The organism is Streptomyces sp. NPDC002092, from assembly GCF_053593775.1.
Genome location: NZ_JBSFDG010000005.1, coordinates 279,969 through 302,105 on the forward strand (window position 1 = coordinate 279,969; position 22,137 = coordinate 302,105).

19 protein-coding genes and 1 tRNA gene are annotated in these 22,137 nt (G+C 72.0%); 12 read left to right on the forward strand and 8 right to left on the reverse strand.

Annotated elements, in window-relative coordinates:
* Nucleotides 1-68: 68 nt before the first annotated feature.
* Nucleotides 69-1,508 carry a GH1 family beta-glucosidase gene (locus ACWCRD_RS13830; RefSeq protein ID WP_450966060.1) on the forward strand — a complete coding sequence of 480 codons (1,440 nt, stop codon included), beginning with the start codon at nt 69-71 and terminating at the stop codon, nt 1,506-1,508.
* A 280-nt stretch (nt 1,509-1,788) separates the two neighbouring features.
* On the opposite strand, the gene ACWCRD_RS13835 is transcribed toward ACWCRD_RS13830, so the two are convergent.
* From ACWCRD_RS13835 to ACWCRD_RS13845, 3 genes are all read right to left on the reverse strand, one after another.
* The gene (locus ACWCRD_RS13835; protein ID WP_450966061.1) at nt 1,789-3,231 is read right to left on the reverse strand and encodes a glycoside hydrolase family 18 protein; all 1,443 of its coding nucleotides are present in this window, start codon (nt 3,229-3,231) and stop codon (nt 1,789-1,791) included.
* A 150-nt stretch (nt 3,232-3,381) separates the two neighbouring features.
* Nucleotides 3,382-4,755 (reverse strand): sensor histidine kinase, encoded by a 1,374-nt coding sequence (locus tag ACWCRD_RS13840; RefSeq protein WP_450966062.1) that lies wholly within the window; start codon nt 4,753-4,755, stop codon nt 3,382-3,384.
* On the reverse strand, nt 4,752-5,456 hold the full coding sequence (locus ACWCRD_RS13845) for a response regulator transcription factor (RefSeq protein WP_344402777.1): 705 nt from the start codon (nt 5,454-5,456) through the stop codon (nt 4,752-4,754). The genes ACWCRD_RS13840 and ACWCRD_RS13845 overlap by 4 nt, the downstream gene beginning before the upstream one ends.
* Before the next feature lie 111 nt (nt 5,457-5,567).
* Between ACWCRD_RS13845 and ACWCRD_RS13850 the strand changes: the two genes are divergently transcribed.
* Nucleotides 5,568-6,077 carry a hypothetical protein gene (locus ACWCRD_RS13850; protein WP_450966063.1) on the forward strand — a complete coding sequence of 170 codons (510 nt, stop codon included), beginning with the start codon at nt 5,568-5,570 and terminating at the stop codon, nt 6,075-6,077.
* Nucleotides 6,078-6,244: 167 nt separating this feature from the next.
* Here the strand turns inward: ACWCRD_RS13850 and ACWCRD_RS13855 are convergent, their stop codons facing one another.
* Together ACWCRD_RS13855 and ACWCRD_RS13860 are read right to left on the reverse strand one after the other, a co-directional pair.
* On the reverse strand, nt 6,245-7,114 hold the full coding sequence (locus ACWCRD_RS13855; protein ID WP_450966064.1) for a spermidine synthase: 870 nt from the start codon (nt 7,112-7,114) through the stop codon (nt 6,245-6,247).
* 60 nt (nt 7,115-7,174) lie between these two features.
* On the reverse strand, nt 7,175-7,606 hold the full coding sequence (locus ACWCRD_RS13860) for a hypothetical protein (protein ID WP_365831402.1): 432 nt from the start codon (nt 7,604-7,606) through the stop codon (nt 7,175-7,177).
* Nucleotides 7,607-7,894: 288 nt separating this feature from the next.
* Here ACWCRD_RS13860 and ACWCRD_RS13865 point away from each other — a divergent pair, with 288 nt between their 5' ends.
* Nucleotides 7,895-9,364, forward strand: coding sequence for a hypothetical protein (locus ACWCRD_RS13865; RefSeq protein WP_450966065.1), 1,470 nt, complete (start codon nt 7,895-7,897; stop codon nt 9,362-9,364).
* Between the two features lie 194 nt (nt 9,365-9,558).
* Here ACWCRD_RS13865 and ACWCRD_RS13870 read toward each other — a convergent pair whose 3' ends face one another.
* Nucleotides 9,559-10,158, reverse strand: coding sequence for a histidine phosphatase family protein (locus ACWCRD_RS13870; protein ID WP_450966066.1), 600 nt, complete (start codon nt 10,156-10,158; stop codon nt 9,559-9,561).
* Between the two features lie 193 nt (nt 10,159-10,351).
* Here ACWCRD_RS13870 and ACWCRD_RS13875 point away from each other — a divergent pair, with 193 nt between their 5' ends.
* The 8 genes from ACWCRD_RS13875 (at nt 10,352) to ACWCRD_RS13910 (ending at nt 16,762) form a co-directional block, all read left to right on the forward strand.
* Nucleotides 10,352-11,299 carry a phosphatase PAP2 family protein gene (locus ACWCRD_RS13875; RefSeq protein WP_450966067.1) on the forward strand — a complete coding sequence of 316 codons (948 nt, stop codon included), beginning with the start codon at nt 10,352-10,354 and terminating at the stop codon, nt 11,297-11,299.
* Nucleotides 11,250-12,389 (forward strand): hypothetical protein, encoded by a 1,140-nt coding sequence (locus ACWCRD_RS13880; RefSeq protein WP_450966068.1) that lies wholly within the window; start codon nt 11,250-11,252, stop codon nt 12,387-12,389. The genes ACWCRD_RS13875 and ACWCRD_RS13880 overlap by 50 nt, the downstream gene beginning before the upstream one ends.
* A complete protein-coding gene (locus ACWCRD_RS13885) occupies nt 12,380-13,969 on the forward strand; it encodes a hypothetical protein (RefSeq protein WP_450966069.1) in 1,590 nt (529 codons plus the stop codon). The genes ACWCRD_RS13880 and ACWCRD_RS13885 overlap by 10 nt, the downstream gene beginning before the upstream one ends.
* The gene (locus tag ACWCRD_RS13890) at nt 13,966-15,303 is read left to right on the forward strand and encodes an AAA domain-containing protein (protein WP_450966070.1); all 1,338 of its coding nucleotides are present in this window, start codon (nt 13,966-13,968) and stop codon (nt 15,301-15,303) included. The genes ACWCRD_RS13885 and ACWCRD_RS13890 overlap by 4 nt, the downstream gene beginning before the upstream one ends.
* A complete protein-coding gene (locus ACWCRD_RS13895; RefSeq protein WP_450966071.1) occupies nt 15,300-15,467 on the forward strand; it encodes a hypothetical protein in 168 nt (55 codons plus the stop codon). The genes ACWCRD_RS13890 and ACWCRD_RS13895 overlap by 4 nt, the downstream gene beginning before the upstream one ends.
* 150 nt (nt 15,468-15,617) lie before the next feature.
* Nucleotides 15,618-15,983: a hypothetical protein gene (locus tag ACWCRD_RS13900; protein WP_450966072.1), complete on the forward strand. Its 366-nt coding sequence runs from the start codon at nt 15,618-15,620 to the stop codon at nt 15,981-15,983.
* 121 nt (nt 15,984-16,104) lie between these two features.
* Entirely contained in the window at nt 16,105-16,698 is a 594-nt protein-coding gene (locus tag ACWCRD_RS13905; RefSeq protein WP_450966073.1) for a bifunctional DNA primase/polymerase, read from the forward strand.
* A tRNA-Lys gene (locus tag ACWCRD_RS13910) sits at nt 16,689-16,762 on the forward strand. Before ACWCRD_RS13905 ends, ACWCRD_RS13910 begins: the two co-directional genes overlap by 10 nt.
* Nucleotides 16,763-17,358: 596 nt before the next feature.
* Here ACWCRD_RS13910 and ACWCRD_RS13915 read toward each other — a convergent pair.
* Entirely contained in the window at nt 17,359-18,672 is a 1,314-nt protein-coding gene (locus ACWCRD_RS13915; protein WP_450966074.1) for a M6 family metalloprotease domain-containing protein, read from the reverse strand.
* Nucleotides 18,673-18,957: 285 nt separating this feature from the next.
* Between ACWCRD_RS13915 and ACWCRD_RS13920 the strand changes: the two genes are divergently transcribed.
* Nucleotides 18,958-20,835, forward strand: coding sequence for a putative bifunctional diguanylate cyclase/phosphodiesterase (locus ACWCRD_RS13920; protein ID WP_450966075.1), 1,878 nt, complete (start codon nt 18,958-18,960; stop codon nt 20,833-20,835).
* Here the strand turns inward: ACWCRD_RS13920 and ACWCRD_RS13925 are convergent.
* Complete coding sequence (locus ACWCRD_RS13925; protein WP_450966076.1) at nt 20,814-21,902, reverse strand: LLM class flavin-dependent oxidoreductase; 1,089 nt, start codon at nt 21,900-21,902, stop codon at nt 20,814-20,816. The two genes, ACWCRD_RS13920 and ACWCRD_RS13925, sit on opposite strands and share 22 nt — an antisense overlap.
* Between the last annotated feature and the right edge of the window lie 235 nt (nt 21,903-22,137).

A 22,137-nucleotide genomic window follows, 5' to 3' on the forward strand; every position in this document is an offset into this window, starting at 1 on the left:
CCTCCCCCTGTCCGCCCCCCACCCCCTCCAACTCTTCGGTCTCGACGACCACTTATGGGAGCGCTTCCATGCCTGAGTCCGCACAGCCGGCGACCCCGGTGACCTTTCCCCCCGCCTTCCTCTGGGGGGCCGCGACCTCCGCCTACCAGATCGAGGGGGCGGTGCGGGAGGGCGGTCGTACGCCCTCGATCTGGGACACCTTCAGTCATACGCCGGGCAGGACCGCCGGCGGCGATCACGGTGACATCGCTGTCGACCACTACCACCGGTACCGCGACGACGTGGCGCTCATGGCCGATCTCGGCCTGTCCGCGTACCGCTTCTCGGTCTCCTGGTCCCGGGTGCAGCCGACGGGCCGGGGCCCTGCCGTACAGGTCGGCCTGGACTTCTACCGGCGGCTGGTCGACGAGCTGCTCGAGCACGGCATCAAGCCGGCCGTCACCCTCTACCACTGGGACCTGCCGCAGGAGCTGGAGGACGCGGGCGGCTGGCCGGAGCGGGACACAGCGCTCAGGTTCGCCGAGTACGCCCAGATCGTGGGCGAGGCGCTGGGCGACCGGGTGGAGCAGTGGATCACCCTCAACGAGCCGTGGTGCAGCGCGTTCCTGGGCTACGGCTCCGGGGTGCACGCACCGGGCCGCACGGACCCGGAGGCGTCGCTGAGGGCCGCTCACCACCTGAACCTCGCGCACGGGCTGGGCACCTCGGCCCTGCGGTCGGTGATGCCGGCCCGCAACTCGGTCGCGCTCAGCCTCAACTCCTCCGTGGTCAGGCCCCTTTCCCCGCAGGACCCGGCGGACCTGGCCGCGGTGCGGAAGATCGACGACCTGGCCAACGGCGTCTTCCACGGTCCGATCCTGCACGGCGCGTACCCGGAGTCGCTGTTCACGGCGACCGAGCAGATCACCGACTGGTCGTACGTCCTCGACGGCGACCTGCAGGCGATCAACCAGCCGCTGGACGCGCTGGGCCTCAACTACTACACGCCCGCGCTTGTCTCGGCGACCGACGCGGACGCAAGCGTCCCGCGCGCCGACGGCCACGGCGCCAGCGACCACTCCCCGTGGCCGGGCGCGGACGACGTCGCCTTCCACCAGACGCCTGGCGAGCGCACCGAGATGGGCTGGACGATCGACCCGACGGGCCTGCACGAGCTGATCATGCGGTACACCCGCGAGGCCCCGGGCCTGCCGCTGTACATCACCGAGAACGGCGCCGCCTACGACGACAAGCCCGACCCCGACGGCCGCGTCCACGACCCCGAGCGCATCGCGTACCTGGAGAAGCACCTCGCGGCGGTACGCCGGGCGATCACCGACGGCGCGGACGTGCGCGGCTACTACCTGTGGTCCCTGATGGACAACTTCGAGTGGGCGTACGGCTACGAGAAGCGTTTCGGGGCGGTGTACGTCGACTACGCCACGCTTGCTCGTACGCCGAAGTCGAGCGCCCTTTGGTATGGGCAGGCGGCTCGGACGGGCTCCCTCCCGTCGCTGCCGACCGACTGACCGACGGAGGCGAACCGGGGCGCGGGGTGCGGCACACCGAGGAGGCGTGCCGCACCTCGCGACTGGCGCCACGCGGTCGCAGGCTCCCTGGCGGCGCAAGCCACTGGGCCGGCGGGCCGGTGACCGAGGCGATGGTCTCGAAGTCGCGGTGTCGTGCTCAGCACGGCGTGCGCGAGGTGCCGTGTCGGCCACGGCTGCGACCGGTCCAGCCCGAGCATGCGCGCCCCGGCCGGGTGGGGGGGAGTCCGGCCGGGGCGCGTCAACCACCGTTGAGTGGTGGTCAGTTGAAGGCGCCGAATGCCTTCGAGAAGGCGAACTTGTCCTGGCTGATCGAGCTGCAGGTGGCGTCGGCGGTGGGCTTGGTGCCGCCGGCGCACTGCTGGTCGCGGGTCGCCGACCACATCGAGAGGCCGCCGAGGCCCTTGGACTTGGCGAAGGCGGTCAGCTGGCTGGCGTCGTCGACCTTGAAGATCTCGGACGAGACGTCGTTGACGCCGATCATGGGGGTGACGGCGACCGTCTTCCAGGCGGCGGCGTCGGAGAGGCCGAGCACGCTCTTGACCTGGGCCTGCGTGGCGGTGGCCGCCTGCTCGGCGTAGGTGCCCATGTCGCCGCTGTAGGAGGCGCCGTAGTCCATGGCCATGATGTTGACGGTGTTGATCTTCGCGCCGTTGGACTTGGCGTTGGAGAGCAGGTTCACGCCGTCCTGGGTGAGGCCCTCGGGCATGACCGGGAGGGTGAAGGAGACGTCCAGGTCGGGGTGGGCCGCCTGGAGCTTGGCTATGGCCTTCGCGCGGTTCGTGTTCGCCGTGGTGTTCGGGAGCGCGCCGCCCTCGACGTCGAAGTCGACCTTGGTCAGCTTGAACTGGTCCACGACCTTGCCGTACGCCGCCGCCAGCGCGTCCGCGGAGGAGCAGGTCGTCGCCAGTTCGGAACCGGAGGCGCCGCCGAAGGAGACCCGGACGTCGCCGCCCTTGGCGCGGAGCGCGCCGATCTGGGAGGCGACCGAGTCGCTGCCGAGGTCGGTGACGCCGCCCCACTTGGGTGTGCAGCCGCCGCCGTCGGTGATGAAGGCGAGGTTGTAGTTCTTCACGCCGGTCGCGTCGGCGCTCGCCAGGAGGTCGAAGGCGGGGTAGAGGGAGGTGTCGACGTAGGGGGCGAAGCCTGCGCTCGCCGTGGTGCCGGTGCCGGAGCTCTGGGTCGGGGTGGGGGTGGCCGTGGGGGGCGCCGTCCTGGTGGGCGTGGGGGTGGGTGTCGGGGACTGTGTCGGGCGGCCGCTCGGCTCGGGCGTCGGGCCGTCGTCCGCGGAGCACTTGGCGCCGTCGACGAGACAGCTGCTCGGGTTTCCGGTGCCGTTGACGACGAAGCCGACGGTGACGGACCTGCCGGGCGCGAGGCCGTCGGTGTCCCACTTGGCCGGTGTCACGGTGACGTGCTGTCCGCTCACGCTGGACTCGGCGTTCCACAGCGAGCTCAGCTTGGCGCCGGACGGAAGGTCGAACTCCAGCTTCCAGCTCTTCTCCGTCTGCCCGGTGTTGTTCGTGACGACGTACTGCGCGGTGTACCCGGTCGACCAGTCACTGGTCTTCGTGTACGCGGCGGCCACGCCGGCCGCCTGTGCGGTACCGGTGAGCAGGAGCGCGCCGCCACCGATCACGGCCGCGGCGACAGCTCCGCCGATCGCCTTGTTCCTGCCACTGATCCTGCGCCGGTGCGTGCTCATGCGCGTGCCTGCCTTCATGGTTCGGGGGTCGGGTGCGGCAGCACGCTAGCGAGCCGGAATCGGGCAAAGTGCCTGATCCGGACGGGGGTTGAGGATCTTAGGGTGCGCTTAAGGAAGGGATCGGGGACGGTTAAAGGTAGAGACCAATTTCTAGACGAGCTTCTTCTGTCTGCGTCGCCGTACGGAGCGGTGGCCCCGTCCGGGCGTCCGCTCCCGCCCGTCCAGCTGGATCCAGATCCGCACCTCGGTCCCGCCAAGGACCGAGGACCCGATCCGCACGTCACCACCGGTCGACTCGGCGAGCCGCCGCACGATGTCCAGGCCCAGGCCGGTGGATCCGTCGCTTCCGGAGCCCCGCCCGCGCGCCATGGCGGCCTCGGGGTCCAGGATCCCGGGGCCGGCGTCGGAGACCAGCACGATCACCGCGTCCTCCCCGTTGTGCAGGTCGACCGCGAAGGCCGTGCCCTCGGCGGTGTGCCGGAACACGTTGCCGAGCAGGGCGTCCAGCGCGGCCGCGAGGTCCGCCCGGGCCACGGGTATGCGCACCGGACGGTCGGCGCCGGCCATCCGCCACTTGCGGCCCTCGTCCTCGGCGAGCGCCGACCAGAACGCCATCCGCTCACGGACCACCTCGGCCGCGTCGCATCCGGCACCGGGACCGGCGGCCGCGGTCTGCGGCTTGGCGTCCCGGGCGGTGCGGATGATGGTGTCGACCTCGCGCTCCAGCTGGGCGACGGCGGCCCGGGTCTGCTCGGCGGCCGGTCCGTCGCCGAGCGAGGCCGCATTCAGCCGCAGCACGGTCAGCGGGGTCCGCAGCCGGTGGGACAGATCCGCCGCCAACTCCCGCTCATTTGCCAGGAGTTGCACGACCTGATCGGCCATGGAGTTGAACGCGACCGCCGCCAGCCGCAGTTCGGTCGGACCTTCCTCCGGCACCCTTGCCCCCAGCTTCCCCTCCCCCAGCTCGTGCGCGCCCTCGACCAGCTTCTGCGCCGGCTGCACCATCCGTACGCCCAGCCGGTCGGCGACCGCGACGGATCCGACGATCAGGGCGATCCCGACACCCGCGAGCACCGCCCAGGCCGTACCGACGCCGTTGCTGACCTCGGACTCGGGGACGTACACCTCGACGACGGCTATCGCGCCCGTGCTCAGCGCGACCGGCTGGAGCAGGGTGGAGCCGCCGGAGACCGCGGTGGTGGAGGCGCGGCCGAGTTTGCGCACGGTCGCGATGTCCTCGTCGGCGGCGCGCTGCCGCCCGATGTCGAGGGCGGACTGTCCGGCGGCCGCCGGTATGTGCACGGCCATCCCGGAGTCCGAGCCGGCGGAGGCGACGACCCGCTCCAGTTGGCCGCGCTCGGTGGTGATGGACAGCGCCGGGGCGACCGCGGCGGCCTGCCGCTCGGCGTTGGAGAACGCGCGGTCGCGGGCCATCTCCTTGATGACGAGTCCGAGCGGCACCGCGAAGGCGACCACGACCATGGCGGTGACCGCCAGACAGACCTTGACCAGTGCCCATCTCATCGCGGCGGCTCCCCACCCGGCGGCTCCAGCTTCACGCCGACACCCCGGAGCGTGTGCAGATAGCGGGGCTGCGCCGCCGTCTCGCCCAGCTTCCGCCGCAGCCAGGACAGATGGACATCGATGGTCTGGTCGTCGCCGTACGACTGCTGCCACACCTCGGCGAGGAGTTCCTTGCGGGGTACGACGACGCCCGGCCGGCCGGCCAGGAAGGCCAGCAGGTCGAACTCGCGGCGGGTGAGGTCGAGGCGGACGCCGTCCAGTTCGGCTTGGCGGCGCAGCGGATCGACGGTGAGGCCGCCGACCCGCAGGACGGTGGAGGGCGAGGCGTCCGAAGGGGAGGACCGGGACCGTCGTAGGACCGCGGACATCCGCGCGGACAGGTGCTCGACGGAGAACGGCTTGGTCAGGTAGTCGTCGGCGCCCGCGTTGAGCAGGCGGACGATCTCCGTCTCGTCGTCCCGCGCGGTGGCGATGATCACAGGCACATCGGTGATCCCGCGCAGCATCTTCAGGGCCTCGGACCCGTCCAGGTCGGGCAGTCCAAGGTCCAGAATCACCACGTCGAAACGGAAATGGGCGACCTCGCGCAGCGCCTCCAGCGCCGTCCCGACACTGCGCACGGTGTGCGCGGCATCGGTCAGGTGCCGGATCAGCGCCGAGCGTACGAACTGGTCGTCCTCGACCACGAGCACACTTGCCATGCGCGGCACCGTACGCCATGCGGAAGAGGCGTATCCGGGCCTGTGGACAACTCTTCGGTTGTGGACAACGGACGGGACACCCGTGGGACGCGTGAGGCAGTATGGCCCGCGATGCGCAGAGGACTCGTACACGTACTGGCTTGGTCGCTCGCCACGGGCGCGGCGGTCACGCTGTCGTGGTGGGGTGTCCACACGGTGATGGCGGGCACGGCGTACGACCCGCCGCGCGCCCTGCCGATCACGGCGGCGGAGGCGACCACACAGGAGTCGAAGCCGCTGGCGTCGTCGACGAAGCGGCCGTCGCCGTCACCGTCGAAGGGCGCGTCGAGCAAGCCCTCCCCGACGCCCACGCCGTCGACGACACCGACATCGAGCCCCGCCCCGACCCCCACCGCATCCGGCCAGGTCAAGAGCTACGACACCGACGGCGGGCGGGTGGTCTTCGACCTCGGCAAGAGTGCGGCGACGCTCGTCATGGCGACCCCGGACACCGGCTGGTCGATGCAGACGTGGAAGACGGCCACCTGGATCCGGGTGGAGTTCACCTCGGGCACCAACAAGGTCTCGGTGATCTGCACCTGGCACGACGGGCCGCCGCATGTGGAAGTCGGGAACTACTAGTCGGGAACTGCTGGGGCGCCCGGGACCAAGCAGGGTGTGCGGAGTCCGCGGCGGTTCGGCAGCCCCTGAAGGGGCGCGGGGCTGTATCAATGTGCGGCTCCGCCGCGTGGGCGCGACCAGCCACGATGGCGCTGCAGACGATCGACGGCATATCGCGAAGCGCTGACTCAGCGGAACACCGAGGGCGGCGGCGCCGGAGAGGCGACCGCCGCCTCGTCCGCCACCGGGGTCGCCCCGCCGGTGAAGTCGAGGAGTGCGCGGCCGTGTTCGACGCGGCCGGGGTGCGGGTCGGAGGCCGCCCGGCGGGTCAGTTCCGCGATCGGCAGCGGGGCGTCGGAGGCGACGAGGATCGCATTGCCGAAGCGCTTGCCGCGCAGCACGGTCGGGTCGGCGACCAGCGCGAGTTCGGGGAAACGGGCGGCCGCGGTGGCGATCTGGCCGCGGAGGTGGGCGAGCGGCGGCCCGTCGGCGACATTGGCGGCGTAGCAGCCGCCCGGCTTCAGGACCCGGCGGACCTCGTCGAGGAACTCGGTCGAGGTGAGGTGGGCCGGGGTGCGGGCGCCGCTGAACACATCGGCGATGACGAGGTCGGCCCAGCCGTCGGGCACCTTGGCGAGCCCTTCACGGGCATCGACGGAACGCACCCTGATCCGGGCGTTCGGGTCCAACGGCAGCTCACGGCGGACCAGTTGGACGAGCGCGGCGTCCCGCTCGACGGCCTGCTGGGTGGAGCGGGGGCGGGTGGCGGCGACATAGCGGGCGAGGGTGAGGGCTCCGCCGCCGAGGTGCACGGCATGCACGGGCTTCCCGGCCGGTGCGACGAGGTCGATGACATGCCCGAGCCGGCGCTGGTACTCGAAGGAGAGGTAGGAGGGGTCGTCGAGATCGACGTGCGACTGCGGCGCCCCGTCGATCAGCAGCGTCCAGGCCCGCGCCCGGTCCCGGTCGGGCATCAGCTCGGCGAGTCCGCCGCCGACGGCCTCGACGACCGCTTCGACAGCGCCGCCCGCGCGCCGGGGGTTCCTGGACTTTCCCATTGCGCCATTATCGGCAGCGCCAAGCGGCCACGCCTGCGCGGGGTGGCACGAGCGACCAGGTCAGCGGCAGTTGTCCGCGGCCTCGATGATCCGTGCCGCCTCACCCAGGGCGGCGCGCAGCACCGCCGGGTCGGTCGCGAGGTCGGCCTCGCCGGGCGGGAGCAGCCAGTCCGAGCCCGCCACGGGCGGCTCGGGGTTCAGCCTCAGACCGCGGCCGTCGGTCTCCGTACAGGTACTGCCCGGGACGTCCCAGGCGGCGGCGGTACCGGGCGGCACCACGAAGCCCAGGGTGTTGCAGTCGTCGTCGTGCAGGACGGGGCCGACCGCGTCGCCCGCTCCGCGCCGCAGGATGTCGACGGCCTCCAGCCCCTGCCGGGTGGGCACGGTGACGAGGTCGCACGCGCCGTCGGGAAGGGGCGGCTCGCCGCGCCCCGGGGCGTGCGCCACGGTCGCGGGCGGCGTACGAGGAACGACGCTCTGTCTGGTCTCCATCCCGGCCTCCACCACGGAACCCCTCCTTGAACGAAGCGGGTCGGGAGTCGGGCGGCTCCCGGTCCGCAGGGTTCAACGCGGCGCACGCGTCAACGGCTACGGCAGAAGTCAGCCACAAAGGATGGCAGTTCATGGCAGATCCCGTATGAGATATCCGGTTTGTAGCCAAACACAGCGTGAGCACTCCGGCACAGCAGGTACGTTCTTCCCCGCTGGAGACAGGGCTCTTCACGGACAACCCACCCTGAATCCGGCATGGTTCGACGGTTCGCACGAGAGGACCCGGCCATGGCGTCGTCACAGCTGACCTCGTCCCAGCCCACGCCCCCCAGGCCACCGCGGCCGAACCTCGTCTTCAGGCAGTTGCGCGGACAGCGCTCGCCGGCCGAGTTCGCCGCCGCGGTGCGCCGGGCCGCGCGCGAGATCGGGGAGCGGGTCAGCTGCGACGCGCGCTACATCGGCCGGGTCGAGGCGGGCGAGATCCGCTGCCCCAACTACGCATACGAACGGGTGTTCCTGCACATGTTCCCCGGCCGCACCCTCACCGACCTGGGCTTCGCGTCCCGCTCGTCCGTACGCGGACGCCGGGCGCACAGCACCGGTGAGACACAGGGGGCGTACGAGCCGTATGAGAGGCAGGACAACCCGGACCCGCAGGTCCCTCACCACCCGCAAGTCCCTTACGACCCGCATGGGCATCACCACGAGAGCCATGCGCTTCACGAGAGCTACGAGGAGAGCGACGTGCTGCGTCGCGCATTCATGACCGGCGGTGGCGCCACGGTAGCCGCCGCCTCGCTGGGCCCGATCGGGCTCGCCTTCGACGCCGCGGCAGCGGGGCGTCCCGTCCGCCGCCCCGGCGCGAACGACGCGTACGCGCTCGAAGAGGCCGTACGCAGAATCCGGGTGCTCGACGACCGGCACGGCGCGGACGGGCTCTACCGGCGCGCGTCGGCTCCGTTGCGCGCCGCCTATGCGCTGCTGGACGCCGGGGCGACCCGGCAGACGACCGCCGACCGGCTCCACTCGGGCGCCGGTGAACTCGCCATCTCCGTGGGCTGGCTGGCGCACGACTCGGGGCGGTTCGACGATGCACGTTCGCACTATGCGGAGGCGCTCGCGACCGCCCGGATGACCGGCGACGACGCCCTGGAGGCGCACGCCTTCTGCAACACGGCCTTCCTCGCGCGCGACGCCGGACGCCCGCGCGAGGCGGTCCGGGCCGCGCAGGCCGCACAACGCGTCGCGCGCCCCCTGGGCTCCGCCCGCCTGATGTCGCTGCTCGCGCTGCGCGAGGCGGGCGGCTGGGCGGGGCTCGCCGACCGCACCGCCTGCGAACAGGCGCTCGTCCGTGCGCAGACCCTCTTCGAGCGAGGCCCCTCGGACGCCGCCCCCGAGTGGATGAGCTTCTACGGGGAGGCCGAACTGGAGGGCCTGGAGGCGCAGTGCTGGTCCACTCTGGGCGACTGGCCGCGCGCCGCCCGCCACGCCCGCCGCGCGGCCCGGCTCCAGAACCCGCACTTCACCCGCAACATCGCCCTGTACACGGCGGAACTGGCCGACGACCTGGCCAGAGGCGGCCGCCCTGACGAGGCGGCAACGGCCGGAATGCAGGTACTGGACCTCCTGGACCAGGTCCAGTCCTCCCGAGTCCAGACAATGCTGGCGGGAACGGCGAGGGTCCTTCTGCCCCACCGCCGGGCATCGGGCGTATCGGGCTTCCTGGAACGCCACGCAAACCAGCCCCGAACGCCGTAGCCACGGACAGCTGCACTTCCGCAGCAGCGGGCAGCCGGCGTCAGCTGCGGGCACGCGCACGTAGCTGCCGCAACCGCCCCGCCGTAGCTGCGGGCAATCGTGCCGCTGAGGGCGGCACCCGTCCCAAAGAGAGCGGCACCCGGCGAGCGCCGGCCGGCGAACCCCCGCCCGCCAGCACCACCCCCGGGCACAGCTCACTCCCCGGTCAAGTGCCCCAGGTCGTTCCAGCTCTCAATGGCAGGCTCGCCATAAGCCCACCCCAGCACCGACAGCGACGTCGGGTTCAACCGAATACGCGCGGCGAAATCCAACGGCAGCCCCAGCCACCGAGCCCCGATGGACCGCAAGATGTGCCCGTGGGCAAACACCAGCACATCCCGGTCCTCAGCCCGCGCCCAAGCCACCACCTCATCCGCCCGCGAGGCCACCTCGGCAAGCGACTCACCCCCGGGCACCCCGTCCCGCCAGATCAACCACCCCGGCCGCACGCCCTGGATCTCCTCGGGCGTCATCCCCTCGTACGCCCCGTAGTCCCACTCCATCAACGTGTCCCACACGACCGCCCGCTCCCCGAACCCGGCAAGCTCGCAGGTCTCACGCGCGCGTGCCAGCGGACTGGTGCGGACGGCAACCCCGGGAAGCCCCTCGAACGGCATCCGCTGCAGCCGCTCGCCGAGCAGCTTGGCGCCCCGCCGGCCCTCCTCCAGGAGCGGCACGTCGGTCCTGCCGGTGTGCTTGCCGGACAGCGACCACGCGGTCTGTCCGTGCCGGGCCAGCAGAATGCGCGGTGCCATGAGCTGAAAGGCCTTCCGGGAGAAATCGCAGGCGGAACCAGTCCATCATCGCGCACCCTTGGGGCGGGCAACCCGGCGGGCGATCTCTGCGTCTTTGAGGGCCGGGGCGCCCGAAGCGGGTGCGCACGTACGCCGTAAAGTGGCACGACCGGCCCGCCGGGCGCCGCGCGAGAACGAAGGGGGAGGCGATCGGATGCCGAGGACCGAGACGACACCGGGCATCGAGGCAGCGACCCCGCAGACCCGCCTGCGCTGGTGGACCGAGGTCCCGCTGATCCTGCTGGTGTACGCCTGCTACTCGGCCGGCCGCCTCCTCGCCCGCGGTGACACCTCGAACGCCGTCGACCACGGCGTGGCGATCCTGCACATCGAGAAGTTCCTGCACATCAACGCCGAGCACCCGCTCAACCGGCTCTTCACGCGCGAGGCGTGGCTCGGCGTCCCGGCGGACTTCTGGTACGCGTCACTGCACTACCTGATCACACCGGCGATCCTCGTCTGGCTGTTCCGATCGCGCGCCGTGCACTACCGCGCGGCCCGCACCTGGCTGATGACGTCCACCTTCTTCGGTCTGATCGGCTTCACCCTGCTGCCGACCTGCCCGCCGCGCCTGCTCTCCGCAGGCCACGGCTTCGTCGACACGATGGCGCAGTACAGCTCGTACGGCTGGTGGGGCAGCGAGGCCAGCGCCCCGCGCGGCCTCGGGGGGATGACGAACCAGTACGCGGCCATGCCGAGCCTGCATGTGGGCTGGGCGCTGTGGTGCGGGGTCATGCTGTGGCGGTACGGCAGGACGCGTACGACGAAGGTCGCCGCCGTGGCCTACCCCCTGGGGACCACGATGGTGGTCCTGGGCACCGCGAACCACTACTTCCTCGACGCGGTCGCGGGCGTTGCCGTGATGGGCGTCGGGCTGTTCCTGACGCCGTACGTCATGCGGGGCGCGGACCGGATCAGGGAGCGGCTGCCCTTCGGCGCAGGGGGCGCTCAGGTCGCAGGTTCCCCAATTGTCAGTGCCGGATGCCAGACTTCCGCGGGTGAGCGAATTCCACGGCAGCGCGAGTCCCGGATCGGATCCGGAGCCGAGCCGGGTGCCTCTCCCACGGACGCGGGGGAAGGCGCTCCGGCAGCGGCTCGCTGAGCTGCGCGGTCCCGAGGTACCGGCCAAGGCGCTGGACGCGCGTGCCCTGGCCGCCCTCGCCGCCAACCCCGGGTGCAGACGGCGCGCGATCCTGGACGGCGCCGGGGTGAACAAGGCGGCGGTGGCGAGCGCGCTGGGCTCCCCTGCGGTCTTCGGGCAGTCGCAGTTCGCGTTCACGCGGGGCAACGCGTTCGAGGCGAAGGTGAAGGCGGACGGCGGCGCGGAGCTGCTCAGGCTGGTGCACGAGAAGCTGGACCGGCGCGCGGAACCGCCCGCCGACGCGCTGGTGCCGGACCTCTCCGCGGCCGGGCCCGAGGGCCGCGCGGCTCGTACGGCACTGGCGCTGCGCGAGGCCACCGCGGCCGTCGGCAGCTGGACGCTCCTCGACCACCCGATGCTCGCGCTGGACGTGGCGGGCTCCCCCGCGTTCCTGGAGCCGGACGCCGTGGTGGTGCACCCCGACGGCAGCTGGACGGTCGTGGAGATCAAGTCCTTCCCGATGCTGGACGGCAGCGCGGACCCGGCGAAGGTGGGCGCGGCGGCACGCCAGGCGGCGGTGTACGTCCTCGCCCTGGAAGAGGTCGCCGCCCGCCTCGACCCCGCCCCCGAGGTACGGCACCGGATCCTGCTCGTCTGCCCCAAGGACTTCTCCAACCTCCCCACCGCCTCGGCCGTCGACGTGCGCAAGCAGCGCGCGGTCACCGGCCGCCAGCTGGCGCGTCTCACCCGTATCGAGGACATCGCCGACGCGCTCCCCGAGGGCACCTGCTTCTCCCCGGAGCTGTCCGCCGCCGAGCTGACCTCGGCCGTGGAGTCGGTCCCGGCGACGTACGCACCCGAGTGTCTGTCCGCCTGCGAGCTGGCCTTCCACTGCCGCGACCGCTCCCGCGCGGCCGGCGCGGTGACGTCCCTGGGCCGCTCGGTCCGCGCCGAACTGGGCGGCCTGACCACGGTCGAGGAGGTCCTGTCGGCGGCCCGCGGCGAGAGCGGCGACCCGGACGACCCGGCGGTGGCGGCCCTGCGGAGGGCCGCGCAACTGCGTGCCGAAGCCCTCGCTCCCCTCGGTCAGGAGGTCACTCCGTGTCACTGATCTCCACCCTCGCCCGCCTCGAAGCGGTGCGCACCGGCCGCGCGCAAGCCGCCGCCACCGTCCGCCACCGGCATCTGTCCGAGCGGCCGCTGGTCTTCGTGCCGCTCACCACCGCGGGCGAGGCCGGCGCCCCGCTCGGCGCGCTCGTCGGCACCGACCGGGACGCGCCGCGCCTGCTGGCCGTACCGCAGCCGCGCGACCGCGACCTCAGGTTCACGTTCCTGGCCGAGCTGGCCGACGCCGTCCTGCCGTATCTCGACATGTACGCGCAGGACGTGGAGGCCGCCGAGCGCAACGAGACCGATCCGGAGACCGGCAAGCGGGTCAAGGTCGAGGTCGAGCTGTGTGCGGACGCCCCGCAGCTGATCGTGCCGAGCCGCGCGGGCGTCGACTTCGTACGGCTGCTCGGCCGCTCCATGCGCTTCAGGCGTACGGCGGAACAGGACCCGGAGGCGCCGTATCCCGCACCCCCGCGCGTGCCGTTGCTCGGCCGCTGGCTGACGCACTTCGGTGAGCGTGCCCGCGTCCCCGGTTCCTGCCTCCTGCTGGCGATGACGGACGTCCTGGCCCGCCACTGGGCGACGGGGCAGTCCACCCTGGAAGACCAGCACCTGGGCGCACTGCTCGCCTGGATCGACCCTCCCAAGGGCTCGACGGGCGCCGAGGCCGCCCTGCACGCCGAGCTGGCCCGCGACGCCAAGGGCCAACTGCTCTGCCCGCCCGCCGGACCGGCCACCGACCCGGCGTTCGACAACAAGCTGCTCGCGCCCGCCATCGAGCGCTACGACCGCGCGCGTACCGCCCTCGCCGTGGCCGAGGACGGTCTGGAGGCGGACGACCGGCTCGGTGAACTCACCGCCGCCGAGCGGGAGATCCGCGAGCTGGTGCTGAGCCGGACCCTGCCCACCTGGGAGAAGGTGTGGCAGGGCCTCGACCTGCTGCGGGCGCTGCCCGACGGGGCGCATGTCGAGGAGCGGTGGACGCGCGACCGCTGGTCGTTCACCGGCCACCGCGACCGGATCGTCGCGGGCGAGCCGCCGCAGCCGCGCCGCGACGACGCGGTCACCGCCGCCAACAAGCTCGCCGCACGCGAGCGCGAACAGGCCCGGCTGGAGGCCCAGGAGGCGCTCGACGATCCGCTGGTGATGGCGGGGCGGCGACTGTCCGGGGAGGCGTTCACCGGGGAGGTGACGGATGTCGTGATGGCGTACGGCGAGGGCAAGCGGCCGAGCCCCCGCCCGCTGGTCACCGTACGGACGGAGGACCGTCCGCACCTGGGTGAGCGGGTCAAGGTGTACCGCTCGCTGGGCGGCAAGCCGCAGGCGGCCGAGCTCGTCGGACGGGAGGCGGAGGATCTGCTCGTGCTGCGTGTCCTCGACAAGATGGGCCGCGGCAAGGAACCCGAGGCCGGCTCGGTGCCCGAGAAGGGCGACCGGCTCTGCTTCACCCTCTTCGAGCACGAGCAGCGGGGCGGTCCGAAGCTGCCCGACCCGGAGGAGACGCCGTGGACCCACGGCGGGCCGCCAGGCGAGGCCGCCGCGGAGGCCGCCGATCCCCTGACCGCGGAGGACGTCCTGTGACCACCGCCTTCGACCCCGGCGCCCTGGCTGCCGAAGCCACCGACGCGATCCTCCGCGACACCCTGCACGGCGCCCACCGGGGCGTGGTCGTCGACTCCCCTCCCGGTGCGGGAAAGTCCACGCTCGTCGTCCGCGCGGCCCTCGAACTGGCCGACGCGGGGCGGCCGTTGATGATCGTCGCCCAGACGAACGCCCAGGTCGACGATCTCGTGCTGCGGCTCGCGGAGAAGAACCGGGAGCTCCCCGTCGGCCGCCTGCACAGCAACGACACCGACCCGTACGACAAGGCGCTCGACGACCTGCCGAACGTCCGCAAGTCGGCGAAGGCGGGCGAGCTGACCGGCCTCTCGGTCGTCGTCTCCACGGCCGCGAAGTGGGCGCATGTGAAGGTCGACGAGCCGTGGCGGCACGCGATCGTGGACGAGGCGTACCAGATGCGCTCGGACGCGCTGCTCTCCGTGGCGGGGCTGTTCGAGCGGGCGCTGTTCGTGGGCGACCCGGGCCAGCTCGACCCCTTCTCCATCGTGGGCAGCGAGCAGTGGGCGGGCCTGTCGTACGACCCCTCGGCCTCCGCCGTGACCACCCTTCTGGCCCACAACCCGGAACTGCCGCAGCACCGCCTGCCGGTGTCCTGGCGCCTCCCGGCCTCCGCGGCCCCCCTGGTCTCGGACGCCTTCTACCCGTACACCCCCTTCCGCAGCGGCACGGACCACGGCGACCGCCGCCTCGCCTTCGCCGTCCCGTCCGACGGCTCCGGCCCCGACCGGGTGATCGACGAGGCGGCCGAGTCGGGCTGGGGCCTGCTGGAACTTCCCGCGCGGCACACCCCGCGCACGGACCCCGAGGCGGTGCGGGCGGTGGCGACGGTCGTACGGCGGCTGCTGGACCGGGGCGGCGCGGCCACGTCGGAGCGTGCGCCAGCGGAGCCCCTGCCGCTGACGCCGGACCGGATCGCCGTCGGCACGGCCCACCGCGACCAGGCGGCGGCGATCCGCGCGGCGCTCGCGGAGCTGGGCGTCACGGACGTCACCGTCGACACGGCGAACCGTCTCCAGGGCCGCGAATACGACGTCACGGTCGTCCTCCACCCGCTCTCCGGCCGCCCCGACGCCACCGCCTTCCACCTGGAAACAGGTCGCCTGTGCGTCCTCGCCTCCCGTCACCGCCACGCCTGCATCGTGATCTGCCGGGCGGGGGTGAGCGAGCTCCTGGACGACTACCCGTCCACGGAGCCGGTGCAGCTGGGAACGCTGGTGAAGTTCCCGGACGGCTGGGAGGCGAACCACGCGGTACTGGCACAGCTGGCGGAACACCGGGTGAGCTGGCAGCCGTGACACAGGAGGCCGAGCTGCTCCCGTCGAGCCCTGCGCCGCTCATCCGCCGGCCGGAGGCCGGCACGCCGCCGGAGCGGCCAATGGATACAGCCCCGGACGGCTGGGAGGCGAACCACGCGGTACTGGCACAGCTGGCGGAACACCGGGTGAGCTGGCAGCCGTGAGCGTGGTACCGGTGCGGCTCGGGGAACATCGGGTGGCGTTCGGGCCTTGAGGGACCTGGGGTTCCGGGCCCACTTGCGTGGCCGCGGGACAATGGACGGTGGCCCGGTGGTCCTGGACGGGTCGATTGCGACGTACGAGGAGGAGAAGACATGGCGGAGCCCACGCCGCGTCGGAACGAACCGCGGCTACGCCCCGCGCCCCTGCTCTTCGAGCCCGCGGAGGCGGCCTCCGACCCTGAGCACTTCTTCGACCTGGAGTCGATCGACGATCCGCGGGCGCTGCTGGCCCGCTCCACGGAGCTGGCGCAGGCGTTCCGCGCGGCGGCCGACCGGGCAGTGGAGTTCCAGGCGATGGCGGCCGCGCAGCTTGCAGACCCCCGGCGGTTCGACCGGCTGACGCCGGCGGACATCGCGGAACGCGCCGAGTGGACCGAGGACTATGCCAAGAAGATGGTCGAGTACGGGCAGGACCTGATGAGCGGGGCCGAAGGGCAGGGCACCGCCGACCCGGTGTGAATACGGTCCACTTCGGTTTGGCATATGCCAGGCGGGCAAGATACTCCTCTTCTCTCCCACCTGTCCCGGTTTCCGGCAACCGTGAGGAGCGGTGCGTTCACAGCCGGTAGACATTGGTGTCATGAGCAGCGAACGCATCGATCCGTTCTCCGACCGCTACGACGTCAGCGGAGTCACCGCGGACGGAGCCGCCTGGCTCTCCTCGGCAGGGACGTACCCGCGCAGCACGCTCGCCCTCTGGAAGGAGCGCGCCGACGCCCCGGCGGTGCTCCCGTGCGGCACGGTCTTCGACGTCGTCAGTGCGCCGGCGGTCTTCGCGCGCCGGATGGTCGACCGACTGTGGGACGAGGGGCCGGGTTCCGGGCCGGTGGCGACGTTCCGGGGCCGGATGCTGCTGTTCGCCGCGCCCGGCACGGCCCAGCGGCTGCCCTCACTGCTGCGCTGGGAGGAGTTCGGCCGCACGGGAGCGATCCCGCCGCTGCTGTGCCACGGCAACGGCGACGCGGTGACCGTCCCGCCCCTGCTCACCACCACCCCGCCGACCTCCCCCGACTCCCGCTGGCTGGTCGGCCCGGACACCCGCCACCCCTGGCTGCCGGGCCCCGAGATCCTGCTCTGGGCAGCCGTGCGGGCGGCCCGCGCAGCCGTGCGGATATCGATTTTTCCCCCGGCCGATCAGGATGCTAAGGTCTACGACGTCAGCAGGCGCCGCTAGCTCAGTTGGTTAGAGCAGCTGACTCTTAATCAGCGGGTCCGGGGTTCGAGTCCCTGGCGGCGCACGATGGCGATGGCGAGGCATGTTCGCGGAAAGCGCGAACCGGTCTCGCCATCGTTGTTTTTGCGCGGCTTCGCCGCGCGTTGTGGGGGCTTCGCCACCCACACCCCCCTTTACCGGCGGCTGCCGGCACCCCAGGCCGAAGAGCTCACCCGGGGGCCACCGCACCCCCAACGGCTGCCGTGACCGCAGACCGAAGAAGTCAGCGCGGGGCCGGGTCACCGCCGACACACACAACACCGGCGGCTGCCGACACCCCAGGCCGAAGAGCTCACCCGGGGGCCACCACACCCCCAACGGCTGCCGTGACCGCAGACCGAAGAAGTCAGCGCGGGGCCGGGTCACCGCCGACACACACAACACCGGCGGCTGCCGGCACCCCAGGCCGAAGAGCTCACCCGGGGGCCACCACACCCCCAACGGCTGTCGTGACCGCAGGCCGAGGAGATCAGCCCCCGACTGGAGTGTCACGCGCCGTGGAGGTTCGCCGCCGGCATCCACAGCACCGGCGGCTGACGCCGCAGCCCCAAGAACCCACCCGGCCGCCGGCACCGCAGACCCAAGAACCCACCCAGCCGCCCTGGCCGCGGACCGAAGAAATCAGCCCCCGGCTGTGATCTTCACCGTCCACGCCCCCGCAACCGTCCGGCCCTCCACCTGCACCCGGATCCCCTCCCCCGGCACCTTGAAGGTCTCGCCCAGGGAGACCGGGGCGTCCGCGAGAGGAGGGTAGACGGAGTTCTCCCAGCAGGCTTCCGTATGGGGGTGGGCGTCGATCACCTCGATCGGGCCGCCGCCGGACTGGGCGCCGGCGCGGACCCGGTAGACGAGGATTCCTGAACGGCAGGCCGCCGTGTCGTTGCCGAGGGGCCCGCGTGCCTCGAAGGCGAGCACGCTGTCGTGACCGGTCCGCACCACCGCCAGCTTCACTCCGCGGCCGAGGCCGAAGGCCGGCGGTCCCGCCGCCCCCCTGATCTGAGCCCCCGCGATGGCATCCAGCGGCTCCAGCGTCAGCCGCGTGACGCCCGCCTCCCGCACGCACACCACCTGCCGCGGCGCCAGCCACCCCAGCTTCCACTTGTGCCAGCCGAACAGATCCGGGGCCAGCCCGAACTGGCTGCCCATCAGGTCCCAGTCCCCGACGTAGGTGTCCCAGTCGCCCTTGCCGTCGTCGGGACGGTGGTAGAGATCCGGCAGGTCGAAGACGTGTCCGGTCTCATGGGCGAGGACGAGCCGGTCCGGCGGGTGTCTCTCGAAGACCGTGACGACGCGCCGGATGTCCGTGCCGTCCGCCCTGAGCGGGGTGTCCAGGTTGACGACCTTCGTCGCGTCCGAGTCCACGCCGGGCGCGTCCGGGTCGGCGACGAAGTACACGATGTCGTAGCGGGAGAAGTCGACCTGCGGATCGGCGGCGGCCAGCGCGTCGTGCAGATACGCGGCCCGGTGCTCGGCGTTCCAGTCCCGCTTCATGGCGTACGCCGTGGACGGCCTCGGCATCCGGATCCAGTGCCGCAGCGGATGCGGATACAGGGTGAACCTGCCGTAGGAGGCACGTTCGAAGTAGCGACTGGTGGCCGGGAAGTGGTCGGCGGTCAACTGGGCGGGCGTGGTCCGCGGGACCGCGTCCGGGAAGGACAGAAAGATCATCACGGCGTTCAACGCGCGGGTCGGCCGCGGATATGCGGCGTTCCAGGTGTCGAGGCCTTCCGAGTGATGCGCGTCGGTGCGCTGCAGCGCACACGGCACCGCCGAGAACGGTTCGGCGATCGACGGCCCGGTCACCAGCGAGGTCGCGGCCAGCGCCGACAGGGTCGTGAACACGGCGGCGGTGCTGCGCAGTCGGGGACCCCTGAAAAAATGCTTGAGGGGGGACTGACACGGCACAGGGACCTCCGGGGGCGGTACTCGGGACACCGCACCCAGCCTGTGTCAGTTTGTCGTATTACGCCCTGTTCGCCTGCCCCAGAAGAGTGACTCGGCCGCGAGGCCCGATCAGAGCCGACACCCCCGAAACGCTCACGGAACGTCACAAGCGGTCAGCTGCCCCAACGACCCGTCCAGCTGCGGGCAGAAACGATCTGTCAGAAGTACCGCCCGATCCGGGACACTGGATGTGGGGTGGAAGGCCCTTGGGTCTGCCTCTATGATCGGCACACTTTCCGGCACGGACAGAGATCGAGTGCACTGCGGGAGCGAGCGGTGAGCGGAACGTCCGAAGGGCCGGCGCCCACGGCAGACCTCAACCGGGGCGCTGTAACAGAGAGTGACGACTATGCGTCTCCTCGTACCGAGCCGCTGACGACTCGCGCCGAGTCGCCTGCGTACCGCTCGGTCTTCGAGGCCGCACCTCTGGCCATGGCGGTCGTCGACCGCGAGGGGCTGGTGGTCAGCGCCAACGACGGGTTCGGCGCCCTGTTCGGCAGCACCCCCGACGAGTTGGCCGGCCGCCTCGCCGCCGACCTGGTCGACCTGGCGTCCGACGCGCGGACCTGGCACGCGTACCGCGAGGTGCTGCGCGGCCGCGAGGCCAGACTGCGCTGCACGCGCCGACTGAAGAGCCCCGACGGCCAGTCGGTCTGGGTCCAGGTCACCGTCTCGCCGCTGGCCGCCCACGAGGAGGGCCTCCTGATGTCGCTCACCGACATCAGCGCCCACCGTGAACTCCAGGGCCGGCTGCGGCACTTGCAGATGCACGACCCGGTGACCCGGCTGCCCAACCGCACCCTGTTCTTCGAGCGGCTGACCGCCACCCTGGAGGCGGAGTCGTACGAGGAGAGCGGAACCGGCCGGATCGGGCTGTGCTACCTCGACCTGGACGGGTTCAAGGCGGTCAACGACACACTCGGCCATCGCGTCGGCGACCGGCTGCTGGCCGCCGTCGCCGAACGCCTCACGCGCTGCGCCGACGAGGCGGGTTACGGCAGAACGAGCGCCCCCCTGGTGGCGAGACTGGGCGGCGACGAGTTCGCCCTGCTGGTGGAGGACTCGACGGGCACCGAGCAACTCGCCGATCTGGCGGAGGCGGTGCTGGAGGCGGTGCAGGCGCCGTTCGACCTCGCCGGTCAGCGGGTGTCGGTGTCGGCCTCGATCGGTGTGGTGGAGCGGCGCGCGGCCGATACCACCGCCACCGCGCTGATGCAGGCGGCCGACACCACGCTGTACTGGGCGAAGGCCGACGGAAAGGCCCGCTGGACGCTCTTCGACCCGGAGCGCAACGCCCACCGCATGACCCGCCAGGCCCTGGCGTCCACTCTCCGCCCCGCCATCGAACGCGACGAATTCGTTCTCGAATACCAGCCGTTGGTGGGGATGGAGGACGGGCGGCTGCGCGGTGTCGAGGCGCTCGTCCGTTGGAACCATCCTCAGTTCGGCATGCTGACGCCGAATCGGTTCATCGGATTGGCGGAGGAAGACGGCTCGATCGTGCCGCTGGGCCGCTGGATCCTGCGCACCGCCTGCCGCCAGGCGCGCCGCTGGCAGGTGGACCATCCGGACGAGCCGCCGCTGTTCGTGAGCGTCAATGTGGCGGTGCGTCAGGTCTGGGACTCGGATCTGGTGGCCGATGTGGCCGAGACCCTCGCCGAGACCGGGCTCGCGCCCCATCTGCTCCAGCTGGAGCTCACGGAGTCCGCGGTGATGGGCTCGGCGGGGCGCCCCCTGCAAGCCCTCCAGGCCCTCAGCGGGATGGGCGTCGGCATCGCGATCGACGACTTCGGCACGGGCTACTCGAACCTGGCGTACCTCAGCCGACTGCCGGTGTCGGTCCTGAAGTTGGACGGCTCCTTCGTACGGGGCTTCCAGTACGAGAGCGACAAGGAGGGCGCCATCGCGCCGAACCCGGCCGACGAGGTCGTCGTCGAGGCGATGATCCAGCTCGCCCACCGCCTGGGCATCACGGTCACCGCGGAGTGCGTGGAGACCTTGGCACAGGCATCCCGCCTGCGGCGCATCGGGTGCGACACCGGCCAGGGGTGGCTGTACTCACGGCCGGTGTCACCGGATCGCATCTCCCAGCTGCTCGGCCCCGGCGAGGAGCAGAGCGCACGCACCGGGGATCAGGCGGTCGCCAAGCCGTAGGCGTCCGCGATGAGTTCGTACGAGCGCAGCCGCACCTCACCGCTGTGGGCGTTGCCCGTGATCATCAACTCGTCGGCACCGGTGCGCTTCTGCAGGTCGTCGAGGCCGGCGCGCACCTCGTCCGGTGTGCCGTGGATGACGTTGGAGTTCCAGGAGTCGATGAACTCCCGCTCCATGGGGCTGAATTCGTAGGCCTCGGCCTCCTCGGGGGTCGGGACGAGACCGGGGCGGCCGGTGCGCAGACGGACCATGTTCAGGGCGGCGGCCAGCACCTGGCGGCGGGCCTCCTTCTCGTCGTCGGTGGCGAGGGCGGAGACGCCGATGAGGGCGTACGGGGCGTCCAGAACCTCGCTCGGCCGGAAGGACTCCCGGTACAGGTCCAGCGCGGGGATCGTGTTCTGCGCGGAGAAGTGGTGCGCGAAGGCGAAGGGCAGACCGAGGACACCCGCCAGCCGGGCGCTGAAACCGGAGGAGCCGAGCAGCCAGATCGGGGGGCGGTGGGGCGACTGGACGCCGCCGGGGGAGGTCGCCTGGACGGGGCCGGGGACGGCGTGGATACGGCGGTACCGGTGGCCGTCAGGGAAGTCGTCGTCCAGGAAGCGGGTGAGCTCGGCGAGCTGCTCGGGGAAGTCGTCGGCACCCTCGTTGAGGCGGTCCGTACGGCGCAGGGCGGCGGCGGTGGCGCCGTCCGTGCCGGGCGCGCGCCCGAGGCCGAGATCGATGCGGCCCGGCGCCATGGCCTCCAGCGTGCCGAACTGCTCGGCGATGACGAGCGGCGCGTGGTTGGGCAGCATGACACCGCCGGAACCGAGCCGGATCCGCTCGGTGTGGGCGGCGAGGTGGGCGAGGATCACGGCGGGCGACGAGGAGGCGACACCCGGCATCGAGTGATGCTCGGCCACCCAGTACCGGTAGAAGCCCCGCGACTCCGCAAGACGGGACAGGGCGACACTGGTCCGCAGCGCGTCGCTCGCGGTGCGCCCCGCGCCGACGGTCACCAGGTCCAGTACGGAGAGGGGCACGGGCGCGCTGCCCCGAGCGGTCCCCCGGATCTCGTCTGCCGTCACGTGTTGCCTCCGTCGGTTTCGCCGTGCGCTAGGTCCGTCCGGCGTTAACAGGAGGCACTCTCCGCTTTATTCCCTGGGGGCTCCGCCCCCCAGACCCCCGTTCAGCCCTGAAGGGGCCTCGTCCTCAAACGCCGGACGGGCTGAAAAATCCAGCCCCTCCGGCGTTTGAGGAGCGGGGGTCCGGGGGCTGGGCCCCCGGGGGGGGCGTAATGGGTGTGGGGGGGGGGGGCGAAAA

Coding starts and splice junctions, on each gene's coding strand:
- ACWCRD_RS13830 (WP_450966060.1), top strand. CDS start 69: ATGCCTGAGTCCGCACAGCCGGCGACCCCGGTGACCTTTCCCCCCGCC.
- ACWCRD_RS13835 (WP_450966061.1), bottom strand. CDS start 3,231: ATGAGCACGCACCGGCGCAGGATCAGTGGCAGGAACAAGGCGATCGGC.
- ACWCRD_RS13840 (WP_450966062.1), bottom strand. CDS start 4,755: ATGAGATGGGCACTGGTCAAGGTCTGTCTGGCGGTCACCGCCATGGTC.
- ACWCRD_RS13845 (WP_344402777.1), bottom strand. CDS start 5,456: ATGGCAAGTGTGCTCGTGGTCGAGGACGACCAGTTCGTACGCTCGGCG.
- ACWCRD_RS13850 (WP_450966063.1), top strand. CDS start 5,568: ATGCGCAGAGGACTCGTACACGTACTGGCTTGGTCGCTCGCCACGGGC.
- ACWCRD_RS13855 (WP_450966064.1), bottom strand. CDS start 7,114: ATGGGAAAGTCCAGGAACCCCCGGCGCGCGGGCGGCGCTGTCGAAGCG.
- ACWCRD_RS13860 (WP_365831402.1), bottom strand. CDS start 7,606: ATGGAGACCAGACAGAGCGTCGTTCCTCGTACGCCGCCCGCGACCGTG.
- ACWCRD_RS13865 (WP_450966065.1), top strand. CDS start 7,895: ATGGCGTCGTCACAGCTGACCTCGTCCCAGCCCACGCCCCCCAGGCCA.
- ACWCRD_RS13870 (WP_450966066.1), bottom strand. CDS start 10,158: ATGGCACCGCGCATTCTGCTGGCCCGGCACGGACAGACCGCGTGGTCG.
- ACWCRD_RS13875 (WP_450966067.1), top strand. CDS start 10,352: ATGCCGAGGACCGAGACGACACCGGGCATCGAGGCAGCGACCCCGCAG.
- ACWCRD_RS13900 (WP_450966072.1), top strand. CDS start 15,618: ATGGCGGAGCCCACGCCGCGTCGGAACGAACCGCGGCTACGCCCCGCG.
- ACWCRD_RS13905 (WP_450966073.1), top strand. CDS start 16,105: ATGAGCAGCGAACGCATCGATCCGTTCTCCGACCGCTACGACGTCAGC.